This window comes from Spongiactinospora rosea (assembly GCF_003315795.1).
GTDB classification, from domain to species: Bacteria; Actinomycetota; Actinomycetes; order Streptosporangiales; family Streptosporangiaceae; genus Spongiactinospora; species Spongiactinospora rosea.
Genome location: NZ_QMEY01000001.1, coordinates 457715 through 469981 on the forward strand (window position 1 = coordinate 457715; position 12267 = coordinate 469981).

Here is a 12267-nt window from a genome sequence, read left to right on the forward strand (position 1 = left end):
CGTCGCCGGTTGCCGAGTCGGACCGGATGGAGCACGGGTCGTGAGCCCCGACCCGAAGCCGCCGCTGCCCACAGCGCTCGGCGAGCCGATTCCTCGGATCCCGGTGGACGAGCGCGAGGGCGGCCCGTTCGACCAGATCCGGCACATCGCCACCATCGCCGTAGATCTCTGGTCGGTGGGGCCGGACGGGCCCTACTACAACCCGGCCCAGACCCGATCTGAGACGACCCGCCTCCAGATGAGGGAGGCGCTGTTGCACCTGCTGGAGCTCGGATTGCTCGATATCGACACCGAGAGGCTGGCCGCCTCCCGGAGCTGGCCATCGACCCGCGAAGTTCAGGAGGGGTAATGGGCTACATCAGCTACCTGTCGGGCGAGATCACGATCGATCCGCCGATTCGCTGGGGTGAGCTTCGCGGTAGTGACTTCGTCCGCACCAAGGAGCGTGCGGAGCACGAGCGGCTCGTCTGGCTCCGCACTGTCGAGAAGACGGTGGACACCGAAGAAGGTGTGCTGACCACCGTGATGGCGGTCGCCATCAGGCCGAGCGAGGAAGACGAGCTTCGCGCTGACGCGCTGGCCCGCGAGGTGCAGGAGATCGTCGCAGCGCACGGCGACGGCCGGACCTTCGAGGGGCTGATCCTCGTTCGTGGGGAGGAGTCGCCGGACATCTGGCGCGTCCGTGTCGTGGACGGTCACGCGGTGGAGGAGCGGCCCATGCTCCGCTGGCCAGATGGCACCGAGGAGGTGGCCCAGTGATGATTCATGACCACACGACGGGGTTCGCCTCCATCCTGATCGTCAGGCGACAGCCGGACGGGACCACACTTGCCCGCCGCTGGCACACCCGCGCCTGCTGCGCCGAGACTCTGGCGGCGCAGCTCGGGAAGCCACATGAGGAGATGTTGGCCACCGCTCCGGCGGCCGACGCCGTACGGGATGTCATGCGTGACACCCCCGGCATCATCTGGGACGCGTCGTGAACGTGTCTGAGGCGCGCGACGTGCAGAGGGTGCTCGCCTGGATCCTCGGCGGTGAGGTGACCGACGAGGTCGCGATGTGTGCCGCCGGCCGCCTGGCCGCGCGGGCGCACGACCGGCTCGGCGCGGGCCCAGCCGAGGCCGCCCTTCGAGCCGAGTGGACGCGACGGCGCCCGATGGTCGTCCGCGACTGGCCAGGGAGCGACGATGCGTAGACCGCACCCTGTGGTCCAGATCCTCATGGTGCGGCGTCACAAGCTCGGGCTGCGGCAGCGTGACGTGGCTGACCGCATGGGCGTGAACCGGGTGATCATCGCCGAGTGGGAGATCGGCAAGCGCGACCCCCGCCTCAGCAACTTGGAGGCGTACGCGCATGCGCTGAACCTGCGGATCTCCTTTGAGGAGGTCGGCGATGCCTGATCACGCGATCGCCGCCGTCTACCGCTACGCCGACCGGGACGGCGACGAGCTGACGGTCGCCAGCGTGGCTTACGACGGTGTGCCACACGCGGCCATAGGAGTACAGACGAGCCGCGGCCCGGCCGCCGTACATGTCCACCCCGAGGAAGCGTGGGAGTTGTGTGAGGCGATCCTGACAGCCGCGGGCGTGGACGGCGTAGGGGGCGGTAGGGATGGCTAGCTGGACACGCCGCGAGCGCACCGTCACCTATGTCGAATACGCGCTGGATCTGCCGGCTAATTGGGCCGAGGTCAGCAAGATCTTCGCGGAACTCAACCAGGAGCTCGGGGAGCGCGCCGAGTGGGACGACGCCGTCGAGGTGACCTCCGACAGCGCGGAGCTGGTGTTCCGCTACGTCAAGGAGGGCCCGTGATCGAGATCGCCATGCCGACTGATGGGCGCCCAGTCGCTGCCGGTGTCGCGCTGGACCGCGCCCGCAGCGATGGTGGCCTGCGCCTGCGGATCGCCTGCGCGCTGTGGCAACGGGACCCGCAGGACGACCGAACGCCGTCGGCCGCCGGGCACCTCGGCGGCTACGTCTACGAGATGGCCGACCGGGTGGCCGCCGTGGTCGAGGAGATCCGGCGCGAGGACGCCGAGCGGATCGCCGCGGCGATCGAGGCACGCCGCTGCCCGTCCCCGGAGCTCTGCAAGAACTGCGTATGTCGCCGAGAGGACGCCGCTCTCGTCCGCACCACGACGGGGGAGGCGGTCGCCGAACCGGCTGAACCGGAGCTGTCCGCGCGCTTCCTCTGGCACTGGAGACCGATGTCGCCGCAGGAGGTATGCGACATGACCGGCATCCCCGAGGACGAAATCCGGCGCCTGTACGGCGACACCGTGCTCGTGAAATGGGACCTGCGCGGCCCGCAGGAGTTCCGCTGGGGCGGCCCCGGCCCGTCGCCCGAGATCGAGGAGACGCGAGCGATCGACGACCGCGCCATGGAGGGGAACGACGGTGACCAGCCCTGACGACTACCTGCGCACCGCGCTGCCGGTGCTGCTCACCTACACCCGCCAGGTCCTGCTCGATCTCGACCTGGGCCGCATGCGCGCCGCGGCCGAGGAGGCGAGCGATCAGACCGCCGTCGATTTCCTCAGCGCGGCGATCGTGTTCGCCCAAGCGGCGAGCCTCGCCCGCGACCGCGTCTACCCGGAGGGAGCGTGATGTTCCGCCACCGCCACCGCTACACGCCGATCGGCGTGCTCCATGAGCGCGCGCCGTTCGCCAACGCGACCACCCTCGTCCTGCGCCGCTGCTCCCGGTGTGGTGCGCACGACGTCGAGACGCTGCCCGGTCGCTGGGACGAGGCGCTGTTCGTGCACGGCACGGCCGCGCCCGATCCACAGGGGGCCGATCATGTCTGAGGTCGCAGGCTTCTGCCCGATGGGCTGCGGCCGGACCCTGTTCCTTGCCGAGGGCGGGCACGTCACCTGCTCGTCACTCCGATGCCCGAGGCCGACGGTGGTCGATGAGCTGCTCGACGACCGGGAGTCCGAGCACCTCGTGCTGTTCGACGCCGCCGGATTCACCATTCGCCACCCCTTGCACGAACGCCTTGGCGACGCCCTGATGATCTGCCCGCTGCACTCCGACATCCAGGGCAGCAGCGGGCCGCCGGTCGCCCCAGGCCGCTATCGCGCCGTCCGGGTCGCGGACGGCTGGGTTTGGCAGATCAGCCGAGGTGTGTCGTGATCGCGGCGGCGGTCAACGCGGCGCTCGCAGCCTGGTGGCTGTACGCGGCCTGCTACGTGGGCCGCCAGCTCACCGTGCCGCTCAATGCCGCCGACTTGACCGTGTTCCTGCTCTGGACCGGCGCGGCCATTGCCAGCGCCGTCCTAGCCGCCCGCGCCATGGAGGACCGACCATGACCATGATCAAACGCTGCGACGGCTGCGGCTCGGAGATCCGTGACCGTGACGACTGCGTGACCGTCGTGCGCGACAGCCTGTACGGCGGGGGGATGATCCACGATCCGGTCCTTCCGGATCAGGACAAGCCACTGCACTGGTGCCACGGGTGCGCGACGAAGGCCATCACCGCCACGAAGGGAAAGCCGTGAACGAACCACACCTCACACCCGCTGAGCAGGAGGCGCTCGACGCCCGTACGGCCCGCTGGGCACGCATCGCGGGGATCGCCGCCCTCGCGGCCCTGGCCATGGCCGGTGCCGCCATCTGGCTCGGCGACACGCGGTGGGCCTGGACCGGCGGCCTGGTCATGCTCGCCGCTGGCGGCTTCGGTGCAGCCGCCGCCATGGCCGCATCCCCTGAGACTCGGCGGCGCATGGCCGCTCGCCGTCGCGCGGACGAGGAGATGCCGTGAAATCGCAACCGGTCAAGGTCGAGGTCGATTTGTCCACGATTGAAACGGTGTGCGCCGAGCTGCGTGAGCTGGTCCGCGAGGCCCACGGCGTCACCGGGGATCTGCGCAAGGCCGTGAAGGACGCCAGACGGACCGTGGAGTCGGACATCGCGCAGACGATGGAGGCCGAGGTGAAGCGGCAGGTCGCCGAGCTGGGCGAGGTCACCGCCGAGGCGATGCGCAACTCCGTGGCCAAGGTCGGCCGCGAGTTCGATCGATTGGAAGCGATCTTCCTTGGCGCCGACCCGCAGTCGAAACGCAAAGGGCGGCCGCCGCTGGAGGACCTCATCCGCGAGCACCTCAACTCCACCCGATCCCAGAGAGGAGACACCTGATGAAGCGGAAGCACGCGCACGAGTACTCACCTGAGGAGTTTGACCGTGCCGTCACGATGATCCAGTCGGACGCGGACCTGCGCGCCGACATCGAGGCCATCACCGGACAGAGCCTGGAGGGGAAGACCCCGCGCGAGCTGTTCGATACCTTCCGCTCGATCCAGCATGCCGCCGAGGTCCAGGCCGCCGTGGTCAACTACGGCCGGGCCCGTCAGGCCGTTCGGGACACCCGGGCCATGCTGGAGGCGGACGCGTCGGCCGAGGAGGCGCTGGGGCTCGCCCGCAAGGAGATCGAGCGCCTGGAGAAGTCCAACGAGGAACTGAAGCGGAAGAATCAGGCCCTGTCCGCCGGTCAGGGTGCGACGCCACTGCGGGTCGCTGGAGGCCGGGCGTGAGCGCGGCCGACATCTTCGGGATCGCTGAGCCGGTCGCCACGTACCGCGTGCGGCTCCAGGTGCACAGCAAGATCGTGGGGGGCGTGCCATCGAGCTCGTCCGTCATCAAGGGCTGGCTGAAGACGCGCCTCGACCTGGGCGACCGCGACCTCCAGGAGCTGGCGGAGCAGACGTTGCGCGAGCGGTTCCCGGACCGCCAGCCGACCGCCGACGCGCTCGCCGGGGCGCTCATGGAGTCGGAGGCCGCCGAGCTGTCGGTGAACGGCTTCAAGCGCTTTGGGGACGTCCTGACCTACGAGGCGCGGTGCATGAAGGCCGCGATCAAGGAAGCGATGAACTCGGCGTATCCCGGCACCGACTGGGACGGAAAGAAGGGGGCCGGTGCCCACAAGCCGAAGATCGGCCAGCCGCTGCCCGCGAGCTTCCGCAAGGGCCTGATGAGCACCGCCGCTGAGCGCGTGTTCGTGGTCGGCGATGTGCACCGCGACTACATCTCGCTCGGTGTAAGCGCGCCGAGTGGGATCGAGGAGCGGGTGAAGCACGTCAAGACCCCGCAGGGGCCTAGGTCGTCGATCGCGCGCGTGGAGTACGTCGAGTGCCCGACCTTGAGTTTCACCGTGCGCGTGCACGACGACTTCCTGTCGCGCGAGGCGTGGGGCCGGATCTGGGTTCGCCTTCAGGACATCGGGATCGGTGCCGACCGCAGTAGGAGTGATGGGCAGTTCGAGCTGATCACCTGGGAGCGGGTGTGAGGTTCCGTTCCAGCGACGCCGTATCCGACACGGCTAGCCCAACCATGCTGACAGCCCACCGTTGCTCTTCGCGGGACGACCTGCCCGGCCCTGCCTCCACGGTCCCGGCCTCACCACGCCGACACCCCAGCTCTAGTCACGCGCCCGCCGCATCGGCCCGCTTCGACTTGCCTTGCTCGCGTCTGCTCATGCCAGGCCGTCGCACGTCAGCCCAGATCGACACGTCGAGCCGCGTCAACGCCAAGCCCTGTCGCGCCCGTCCTGTCCGCGCCGACCAGCCTTGCCGGGCCAATCCGCTGCTCTCCGCACCGACTTTTCGAACCCAACCCGCCCATGTCCGGAGCCGTCCATGTCCACCCCGTTCGACTGGCCTACCGCTACCCGAAGCCGACTGTCTCCGCGCGACTGCTCTCCCCCAGCCAGGTCCGGCCAAGGCGACATCCCCACCCAGGGCATGCCTGCCCGACCTCCCACCTCCATCCTGCCCATGCCGAGCCCCAGCGACAGGCCGTACCCAGCCTTTCCTGGCCCGGCGACACGTCATGCCGAGTCCCGGCGACAGGCCGTACCCAGCCTTTCCTGACCCTGCGACACGTCATGCCGAGCCCTGACGGGCGCGGACCGACCCACCCCGACACGCCGATCCTCACCTCACCCATCCGGCCCACCTGGAGGTGCCCATGACCGACTTGCGCCAGCGGTACGCCGCGGCGATGCTCGACAACATCTATCCGCCCGAAGAGATCACCGAGCGGGCGACCTACTGTGGGCGGGTCTTCCCCGCCATAGAGCGCATTCTTGCCGTACGCGACCAAGAGGCCGAGCGGCACCGCATCGAACTGGCGGCTGTGCGCGAAGCTCAGGATCGCGCCACACGGGCCGAAGCCGCCCTTGCCCGCGCTCTGGCGGTCTGCGGCCAGGCTCTGGCCACACCCGACGCCCCGGATCGCTGGTTTGTCGCCGCGCAGGTGAAGGCCGCCATCGAGGGGCGGCCGTGATCGCGCTGATCGTGCTGGGCGCGCTGGTCGTCTACGCGGCGGGATTCATGGCCACAGCCCGTGTGATGGCCGCTGTGGACCGCCGCGCGCATATGGAGCCTGACGAGGGTTTGATCACGCTGGTGGCCGCCGGTTGGCCCATCTTTGCTCCCGTCTGTCTCGTGCTCTTGATCGGAAGGCTGCTGTACCGCCTGGCCACGCGCGATGCCGGGATTCCTCGCGCCGAACGCCGCCGCCGGCAACTTGCCGAGCGACAGTCGGAGATCGCCGACCTGGAGCGCTGGCACGCCGCGTTCGACCACCGGGAGGATGGATGACCCCAGCCGAGGAGGTGCCCGCCCTCGTGGCCGAACTCAGGCCGCTGCTCGACCAGCTCGCCGAGCTGCTGCCCGAGCAGGTCGCCGATGCAGCGCGGGGAAGCGCGCAGCACCACAAGGTCACCGGCAGCCCCGCACCGTGGCACCCCGAGGCCGGTCCGGTGCTGCTCACCATCCACGCGGGGGTGCGCGAGCTGGAGCAGGATCTGCGGTATCACGTCGCCGGGCACACGGGAGCGGCCCGGGGCGGGTCCGATGCCAACACCGCGGCGGCGCTCGACTCGATCGAGCGCCTGGTCCACGGCGTGCCGGACGACGTGGCCCGGGACGCGGCGCGCCGCCTCGGTCGCTGGGTCGAGCGGGCCCGCCAGGTCCGCGACGTGGGGGAGTCCGAGCGGTGGATCCCCATCCACGTACCGAAGGGCCAGATCCCGCCCGCCTGCCCGTACTGCCGTACGTACAGCCTGCGGGTTGCGCAGGAGTCCGGGCGGGTGCGCTGCGCCAACCCACGCTGCACGGACGAACGAGGCGAGCGGCCGTCTGGCCGCATCGACAAGAACCAGATCAACGGAGATGCGATGCTCATCTGGCAGGACGGCCGAACGATCTACTACAGCCCCAGGGAGGCATCATGAGCGACGGTAGGCGGAGGCGAGCTGAGCTGCACAGAGCAATGGCCGCTCAGCACTCCCTGATCGCGGCGACCCTCGGTGTCACTGCGGCCTTCCAGGATGTGATCAGCGCGGCGCGAGACGGAGACGCTCGCGACATCGCCGCTCACCCGGATCTGGCGTACCTGGACGTCCAGATGGACGGCTTTTATGGGGAGGTGTCGTGATCTGCAAGCCGTGTGCCGCCATGGCTGACCTCGGCATGTCCGGCGAGTGGCACACCAACGGACAGTACGCCGGACAGTGCAACGACGAGTGCCCCGGCGGAACCTGGTGCGACTGCCAGCACCGGCCACCAAGGCTCGTGCTCGTCGCGCAGGGCGCGCCAGCAGCGCCGACCGCAGAGCAGATCGCCGCCGGGACCGGCATCGCCGAGCACCTCGCCTTCATCGAGGCGTCTTGAGTCACGACGACATCCGGGCGCGCCTGGCCGCCGTCCAGGGCATCGAATGGAGGATCGAGCGTGAGCGCGGTGAGGAGTACTACGGCGACTGGTTGAATGTTGGTCCCGTGAAGCTGATGACCACGTTCAGCCCGGGGCCGCGCGATGCTGCGACCACCTCCCAGGCGGAGGCGGTCGCTGAGTTCATCCGGCCCGCCGCCGCCGACATTCGCCGCCTGCTCGATGCGGAGGAGGGCCTTGTGGAGAATGAGATCTACGGCCCGCCGCCCGCGCCCGACCGCGGCGAGCCGGCCCGCCTGCTCGCCGACGCCATCGAGGTGCTGCGCCCCGACGGCAGCGCGGTCAGGATAGACCTCGTGGCCTTCGCCAATATCGCCCTGGCGGCGCAGCGGGAGAATGTTGGGCTGCACGCCGAGATCGACACCCTGAAACGGCGATTGGACAACCAAAAGGATCGTCAGCAGCGCGCGGGAGAACTCCTGGCGTGGCGGGGAGACGCTTGGTGAGCGGCAAGCTCTGGCTCATCGACGGAACGGGAGCTCTCCGGCAGGACCGCGACCCGTACGACTGGGATCGGGGGGGAGGACATTCCGAACCCTCCGGTCGTCGCGATCGTCCGGGAGCTCCTCCTGGCCGGACACCGAAGTGAAGCGCGAGATGTACGAGAGGCACTTCGTGGGGCGGGTGTTCGGCGTGATCGACGACCGCGCCTCGGTGGTGGCCATGTGGCGAAGCCTGGACCTGACCGTCGTCCAAGTTGCAGAAGGGGCATTTTGATGAACGACCAGCCTGACCTCGCCAAGATCTTCGCCGAAGCTGGCGCGAAGCTCCAGCAAGGGCTACAGCAAGCGGGCAACACCCTCACTGTGCAGGGCGCGATGGGCTGGGCCTACCGTGGCGACCTGGAGAAGCTCGCGGCCGCCCTGCGCGGCATGAGCACCGAGCAACTCCGCGAGGTGTCGGCCGCCGCGGCATTGCTCGCCTCGACCGCTGACGAGGAACTGGCCGGCCGGGATGGATGAGCTCTCACAGTTCGTCTCCGCCCGCCTGGACGAGGACGCCCAGGCGGCCGAGACGCTGTTGGGAGCGGACGCGCGCATCGGCCTCAAGCGGGGCGTGCCCGCGCCCCGCTGGGAGTACCAGACGGGCGGCATGATCCGGGGCACCGATGGCACTCTGCACGTCCGGTTCACGTGGGTGCGGGAGGCCGAGCACATCGTCCGGCACGACCCGGCCCGGGTGCTCCGTGATGTCGAGGCCAAGCGGCGGATCCTCGATGAGCACGCCATCGTGTATCGGGATGTCGTCTGGCTGGAAGATGACGGCGAGGGGTTCGAGGAGCGGTCTGCCGAGCTTCCTGTCTGCGGCCGATGCGTTTCAAAGAACGCAGCGTTCCACAGCCGTGGCGACGTTCCCGAGGGGCCGTGCGTTACTGTGCACCTGCTCGCACTTCCGCACGACGGCCATCCCGATTACCAGGAGGAGTGGCGGCCATGACGGGGCTACACGGGGGCGGAAACTGGGAGGGCGGGTATATCGACGCGTGGGGGCGTCGATGGGTCCATATTCCGTATCAGGGCTGGCGTCGCGACGATCGATGGGTGTACCTCCAGTCGCGAGCCTCCAGGGGGCGGCGTCGTACGTGACTCACACGCCTACCGCCGCCTGTCGAGAGGTGCACTGCTACTCGCATGGCGTGGACGAGCCCGGCCCGCACTACCTGATCTGCTTGGAGTGCGGGCACGGGTTTCCGACCGCTGACGCGCTTCTTGCCGATCGCGCGGCGCTGGTGGAACGGCTGAACGCCAGCCTGCCACCACCGCCATGGGATCCGGCCTTCGAGGGGCCCATCGAGCCCGACGGCGACCCCGAGAAGATCACCTATTGCCCGCATTGCACGCACGATTTCTAGACGGACGACCGAAAATCCGGTTACGACTTGGACGAGTATCGCGGCAGAGACTTGACGAGCACATAGAGGTGCAGGAACGTGCCAATGCAACAAAAGGCACATCCGCGTATTGGAGGGCCTCGATGGGCGATTCACCGTCGATGCCGACACCGACATGGCGCAGGGCGATCAAGGTGCGTCCGCTGCCCGACTACCTTCGTGAGCGCTGGGACGAAGAAGAGGCCGAACTCGACCGACTCCTCGGCATGAGACGTCCGCAGCGCTACATCCGCATCCACGGCGAACGCATGAGGGCCGACATCTTCGCCAAACGGAAGATCCTCGCCGAGTGCGAGAACATGGACAGCAACCTCGCCCGCCTCGTGCTCACGCTCTTAGCCGAGCCGTACGCCGACCGGCTTGACGGACCGGCGCGCTCATGAGCGAGCGGGACCGGCTGGCCGTGGTCAAGGCCAGCCTCAAGGAGCAGCGCGACCTCGTGGTCTGCCTGGAACCGCGCGCGGACCATGACGCGTGGTGGCGACAGCATCTGCGCGGACTTCGCGGCGCGATCGAAGCCAGCGAGGCGCACCTCGCGGTGTATGAGCGGCTCGCCTCGGAGGGCGAGCGGGCGTCCGCGGCGGCGGCCTTGAGCCTGCTCGAACTGGAGCAGGCCGCGATGAAGGAATGGCACGATATCGTCGTCAGCCGTCCCGGGTGGGCGGCTGGCCCGCCAGTCGGCCGATGACCGGCCCGCTTCCTCAAGGTGGCCACCGATGACTAAGCGGGTTCTACAGTGAAACCAGTTGTAGCTGCGAGGAGATCATGACCGAGGTCCGCGTCAACATCACCGTGGGGGACACCGCGGAAGTGACGACCCCCAGGCATCCGTACACCGCACCACTGCGCATCCCTGCCGCCCGGATCGCACAGCAGGCCGGCCTGCCCGCATCCGAGTTGCCAGGCCGCCGCTTCACCGTGGCGGCCCTGACCGATCAGGACGCGGACGGCTTCACGCTCCTGGACGACCCCCGCGTCTGAGAGGTCCCGCGCGGTCGGCCGCCGCCGACGCCCCGCCCCGGCCGTGCGGCGATGACGCGGTCCAGAGTGGACCGCTTGATGTGGGCCACACCGTACACGTCCACCCAGCCAGGCAATCGGCCCACTGCGCGGTCGTGCCGTACGGCCGCGTAGGTGACCCCCAGGGCGTCGGCGGCGTCCTGTTCATCGAGCAGGTCGCCGGGGTGCTCGCGTGTGCCCTGGGGCCAGACCGGCAGCTCGCGGCCGTCGCGTACGGCCTCGACTTGAGCGCGGTCGTAGAGCAGCGTCCGGCGGCCCTCGTTCAGTGGGCGCAGGCCGAACGCCTTGGCGCCGCCCTTGTTGCTCCAGGTCTTGTGGCTGATGCCCAGGATCTCGGCGGCGCCCCGCCCGTCCACCACGTCTCTTCCGTTCGGGATCACCTCTAAACGATACCGCACTCATGCCCCTTTTGGGAAGCCGAGAGAGTCGCCGGATCTGGTCACACGGATGCGTACCGAATCCAAAACTTATAAGCAGTTAGTGCCCGAAACTGCTTCCATTCGGGGTGTGAATGCGGTATAGTTTTTCTTGTCGGAAGGGGGTCGGAACCCCACCCGACAGCAGGTTGAAAACTCAAGAGAGGAGATCGTGGTGGAAGACCACGACCCGCTGGCCTGGCTGGGTGCTCTGCTCATGAGCGCCTACGCGACACTCGGCAAGTTCATGTGGAGCCTGCCGGTGCCCACCGGGCTCCCGGTCCCCGAAGGGCCGGACGGCCCCGACGCCGTAGAGGCGATCACCAGGGCGCGAGCTGCCTTGCGTGACCAGCCCATGGACGACATCACCAGGTCCATGATCGACCGGATGTGCCTCGAATGGCTCACCGTCCTGGACCTGGGCGCTGTGGTCCGCATGGCGGGTCCTGATCCGTGGCGGCTGGAGGCGATGTCCTACGGGATCGACCGCTTCTTTGCCTTGGCGGAAGTCGTAGGCCCCCGGCTCGAAGAGTGAGCCGTCGCTGCCCCGGGCTGACTGCCCGGGGCGGCACTCCTGGTCTCCGCCCTTGGGTGCGCGGGCATGAAGAGGGCCGGCGCGACGGCACCCCGAGAGGTGCTGTATCGGAAGTCGCGCCGGCCCGCAGGTCGAAACTCCGAGGAGTTCAACGTCATCGTATCGCTCGCCCGCGCGGTGTTACCCCGATCGGTGATACCCGCGCCGCTTGCCGAGGGCCGAATTTACTGTGCTGCGCCTCCATCGCTTGACGCCGTGCTCGATCTCGTCGGGCGCTGGCCATCGCCCGCGCGAGATGTCGGCGTCGATGGTGCCTCGGGCCAGACCGGTGTGGTCGGCGATCTGGGCGATGGTGAGCAGATCGTCCGGGCGGCCCTCGGCCACTGGAGCGGCCCGCAGGAACACACGGCGCACCAGCTTGTCCACGGCGTCCGCGTCGTACTCGGCCCACCGGCCGCGTCGCCCGCGCGGCTTGGGCCAGTCCGGGTGACGCGTCCACGTCTTCTGGACGGTCGTCAGCGCACGGTCGTACTTCTCGGCGATCTCCGGGGCGATGATGCCCGGCGCGGGTACCACGTGCGGACTCCTCTCGCGAGTGATCAACATGGCGGACCCGTCCGGTTCTGGGTGGCCCGCCTTCCTTCTGACTCCACCGCCCGGCCCCGGGCT

The 12267-nt window shown here is 68.9% G+C and carries 33 protein-coding genes; 31 read left to right on the top strand and 2 right to left on the bottom strand.

Going from position 1 to position 12267, the window contains the following annotated elements; all coding sequences use genetic code 11:
• Positions 1-40: 40 nt before the first annotated feature.
• The 30 genes from DP939_RS02265 (at position 41) to DP939_RS02400 (ending at position 10608) form a co-directional block, all read left to right on the top strand.
• Entirely contained in the window at positions 41-349 is a 309-nt protein-coding gene (locus DP939_RS02265; protein ID WP_113978278.1) for a hypothetical protein, read from the top strand.
• Positions 349-759, top strand: a complete 411-nt coding sequence (locus tag DP939_RS02270; protein ID WP_113978281.1) for a DUF6205 family protein — start codon at positions 349-351, stop codon at positions 757-759. The genes DP939_RS02265 and DP939_RS02270 overlap by 1 nt, the downstream gene beginning before the upstream one ends.
• Complete coding sequence (locus DP939_RS02275; RefSeq protein WP_113978283.1) at positions 756-983, top strand: hypothetical protein; 228 nt, start codon at positions 756-758, stop codon at positions 981-983. The genes DP939_RS02270 and DP939_RS02275 overlap by 4 nt, the downstream gene beginning before the upstream one ends.
• Positions 980-1195, top strand: coding sequence for a hypothetical protein (locus tag DP939_RS02280; RefSeq protein WP_147267831.1), 216 nt, complete (start codon positions 980-982; stop codon positions 1193-1195). Before DP939_RS02275 ends, DP939_RS02280 begins: the two co-directional genes overlap by 4 nt.
• Positions 1188-1400, top strand: coding sequence for a helix-turn-helix domain-containing protein (locus DP939_RS02285; protein ID WP_113978288.1), 213 nt, complete (start codon positions 1188-1190; stop codon positions 1398-1400). The genes DP939_RS02280 and DP939_RS02285 overlap by 8 nt, the downstream gene beginning before the upstream one ends.
• Positions 1393-1620, top strand: a complete 228-nt coding sequence (locus DP939_RS02290) for a hypothetical protein (RefSeq protein WP_113978290.1) — start codon at positions 1393-1395, stop codon at positions 1618-1620. Before DP939_RS02285 ends, DP939_RS02290 begins: the two co-directional genes overlap by 8 nt.
• Complete coding sequence (locus DP939_RS02295; RefSeq protein ID WP_113978293.1) at positions 1613-1813, top strand: hypothetical protein; 201 nt, start codon at positions 1613-1615, stop codon at positions 1811-1813. The genes DP939_RS02290 and DP939_RS02295 overlap by 8 nt, the downstream gene beginning before the upstream one ends.
• On the top strand, positions 1810-2412 hold the full coding sequence (locus tag DP939_RS02300) for a hypothetical protein (RefSeq protein ID WP_113978295.1): 603 nt from the start codon (positions 1810-1812) through the stop codon (positions 2410-2412). Before DP939_RS02295 ends, DP939_RS02300 begins: the two co-directional genes overlap by 4 nt.
• Complete coding sequence (locus DP939_RS02305; protein WP_113978298.1) at positions 2399-2608, top strand: hypothetical protein; 210 nt, start codon at positions 2399-2401, stop codon at positions 2606-2608. Before DP939_RS02300 ends, DP939_RS02305 begins: the two co-directional genes overlap by 14 nt.
• The gene (locus DP939_RS02310; protein WP_113978300.1) at positions 2608-2808 is read left to right on the top strand and encodes a hypothetical protein; all 201 of its coding nucleotides are present in this window, start codon (positions 2608-2610) and stop codon (positions 2806-2808) included. Before DP939_RS02305 ends, DP939_RS02310 begins: the two co-directional genes overlap by 1 nt.
• A complete protein-coding gene (locus DP939_RS02315) occupies positions 2801-3136 on the top strand; it encodes a DUF6085 family protein (RefSeq protein WP_147267832.1) in 336 nt (111 codons plus the stop codon). The genes DP939_RS02310 and DP939_RS02315 overlap by 8 nt, the downstream gene beginning before the upstream one ends.
• Complete coding sequence (locus tag DP939_RS02320) at positions 3133-3312, top strand: hypothetical protein (protein WP_113978306.1); 180 nt, start codon at positions 3133-3135, stop codon at positions 3310-3312. The genes DP939_RS02315 and DP939_RS02320 overlap by 4 nt, the downstream gene beginning before the upstream one ends.
• The gene (locus tag DP939_RS02325; protein WP_113978308.1) at positions 3309-3503 is read left to right on the top strand and encodes a hypothetical protein; all 195 of its coding nucleotides are present in this window, start codon (positions 3309-3311) and stop codon (positions 3501-3503) included. Before DP939_RS02320 ends, DP939_RS02325 begins: the two co-directional genes overlap by 4 nt.
• Positions 3500-3766, top strand: coding sequence for a hypothetical protein (locus tag DP939_RS02330; protein ID WP_113978311.1), 267 nt, complete (start codon positions 3500-3502; stop codon positions 3764-3766). Before DP939_RS02325 ends, DP939_RS02330 begins: the two co-directional genes overlap by 4 nt.
• Positions 3763-4140, top strand: coding sequence for a hypothetical protein (locus tag DP939_RS02335; protein ID WP_113978313.1), 378 nt, complete (start codon positions 3763-3765; stop codon positions 4138-4140). The genes DP939_RS02330 and DP939_RS02335 overlap by 4 nt, the downstream gene beginning before the upstream one ends.
• Positions 4140-4535, top strand: a complete 396-nt coding sequence (locus DP939_RS02340) for a hypothetical protein (RefSeq protein WP_113978316.1) — start codon at positions 4140-4142, stop codon at positions 4533-4535. Before DP939_RS02335 ends, DP939_RS02340 begins: the two co-directional genes overlap by 1 nt.
• Positions 4532-5287 carry a hypothetical protein gene (locus DP939_RS02345; RefSeq protein ID WP_113978318.1) on the top strand — a complete coding sequence of 252 codons (756 nt, stop codon included), beginning with the start codon at positions 4532-4534 and terminating at the stop codon, positions 5285-5287. The genes DP939_RS02340 and DP939_RS02345 overlap by 4 nt, the downstream gene beginning before the upstream one ends.
• A gap of 680 nt (positions 5288-5967) precedes the next feature.
• Positions 5968-6285, top strand: coding sequence for a hypothetical protein (locus DP939_RS02350; RefSeq protein WP_113978320.1), 318 nt, complete (start codon positions 5968-5970; stop codon positions 6283-6285).
• Positions 6282-6602: a hypothetical protein gene (locus DP939_RS02355; protein ID WP_113978323.1), complete on the top strand. Its 321-nt coding sequence runs from the start codon at positions 6282-6284 to the stop codon at positions 6600-6602. Before DP939_RS02350 ends, DP939_RS02355 begins: the two co-directional genes overlap by 4 nt.
• A complete protein-coding gene (locus DP939_RS02360) occupies positions 6599-7237 on the top strand; it encodes a hypothetical protein (RefSeq protein ID WP_113978326.1) in 639 nt (212 codons plus the stop codon). The genes DP939_RS02355 and DP939_RS02360 overlap by 4 nt, the downstream gene beginning before the upstream one ends.
• Complete coding sequence (locus DP939_RS45295) at positions 7234-7440, top strand: hypothetical protein (protein WP_147267833.1); 207 nt, start codon at positions 7234-7236, stop codon at positions 7438-7440. The genes DP939_RS02360 and DP939_RS45295 overlap by 4 nt, the downstream gene beginning before the upstream one ends.
• A gap of 20 nt (positions 7441-7460) precedes the next feature.
• Complete coding sequence (locus tag DP939_RS02365; RefSeq protein WP_147267834.1) at positions 7461-7676, top strand: hypothetical protein; 216 nt, start codon at positions 7461-7463, stop codon at positions 7674-7676.
• Positions 7673-8182: a hypothetical protein gene (locus tag DP939_RS02370; RefSeq protein WP_113978330.1), complete on the top strand. Its 510-nt coding sequence runs from the start codon at positions 7673-7675 to the stop codon at positions 8180-8182. The genes DP939_RS02365 and DP939_RS02370 overlap by 4 nt, the downstream gene beginning before the upstream one ends.
• A gap of 61 nt (positions 8183-8243) precedes the next feature.
• Positions 8244-8453 carry a phosphatase domain-containing protein gene (locus DP939_RS49630; protein WP_450097536.1) on the top strand — a complete coding sequence of 70 codons (210 nt, stop codon included), beginning with the start codon at positions 8244-8246 and terminating at the stop codon, positions 8451-8453.
• Positions 8453-8698: a hypothetical protein gene (locus DP939_RS02375; protein ID WP_113978333.1), complete on the top strand. Its 246-nt coding sequence runs from the start codon at positions 8453-8455 to the stop codon at positions 8696-8698. Before DP939_RS49630 ends, DP939_RS02375 begins: the two co-directional genes overlap by 1 nt.
• Positions 8691-9173 carry a DUF6221 family protein gene (locus tag DP939_RS02380; RefSeq protein ID WP_113978335.1) on the top strand — a complete coding sequence of 161 codons (483 nt, stop codon included), beginning with the start codon at positions 8691-8693 and terminating at the stop codon, positions 9171-9173. Before DP939_RS02375 ends, DP939_RS02380 begins: the two co-directional genes overlap by 8 nt.
• 199 nt (positions 9174-9372) lie before the next feature.
• Positions 9373-9588, top strand: a complete 216-nt coding sequence (locus DP939_RS02385) for a hypothetical protein (RefSeq protein ID WP_113978338.1) — start codon at positions 9373-9375, stop codon at positions 9586-9588.
• A gap of 140 nt (positions 9589-9728) precedes the next feature.
• Positions 9729-10010 (top strand): hypothetical protein, encoded by a 282-nt coding sequence (locus DP939_RS02390; RefSeq protein ID WP_113978340.1) that lies wholly within the window; start codon positions 9729-9731, stop codon positions 10008-10010.
• Positions 10007-10315: a hypothetical protein gene (locus DP939_RS02395; protein WP_113978341.1), complete on the top strand. Its 309-nt coding sequence runs from the start codon at positions 10007-10009 to the stop codon at positions 10313-10315. Before DP939_RS02390 ends, DP939_RS02395 begins: the two co-directional genes overlap by 4 nt.
• 77 nt (positions 10316-10392) lie before the next feature.
• Complete coding sequence (locus tag DP939_RS02400; protein WP_113978342.1) at positions 10393-10608, top strand: hypothetical protein; 216 nt, start codon at positions 10393-10395, stop codon at positions 10606-10608.
• On the opposite strand, the gene DP939_RS02405 is transcribed toward DP939_RS02400, so the two are convergent.
• A complete protein-coding gene (locus DP939_RS02405; RefSeq protein WP_147267835.1) occupies positions 10563-11027 on the bottom strand; it encodes a hypothetical protein in 465 nt (154 codons plus the stop codon). The genes DP939_RS02400 and DP939_RS02405 overlap by 46 nt on opposite strands.
• Positions 11028-11238: 211 nt before the next feature.
• Here DP939_RS02405 and DP939_RS02410 point away from each other — a divergent pair, with 211 nt between their 5' ends.
• Complete coding sequence (locus tag DP939_RS02410; protein WP_113978344.1) at positions 11239-11598, top strand: hypothetical protein; 360 nt, start codon at positions 11239-11241, stop codon at positions 11596-11598.
• Positions 11599-11778: 180 nt separating this feature from the next.
• On the opposite strand, the gene DP939_RS02415 is transcribed toward DP939_RS02410, so the two are convergent.
• Entirely contained in the window at positions 11779-12174 is a 396-nt protein-coding gene (locus DP939_RS02415; protein ID WP_113979462.1) for a helix-turn-helix transcriptional regulator, read from the bottom strand.
• Positions 12175-12267 lie beyond the last annotated feature (93 nt).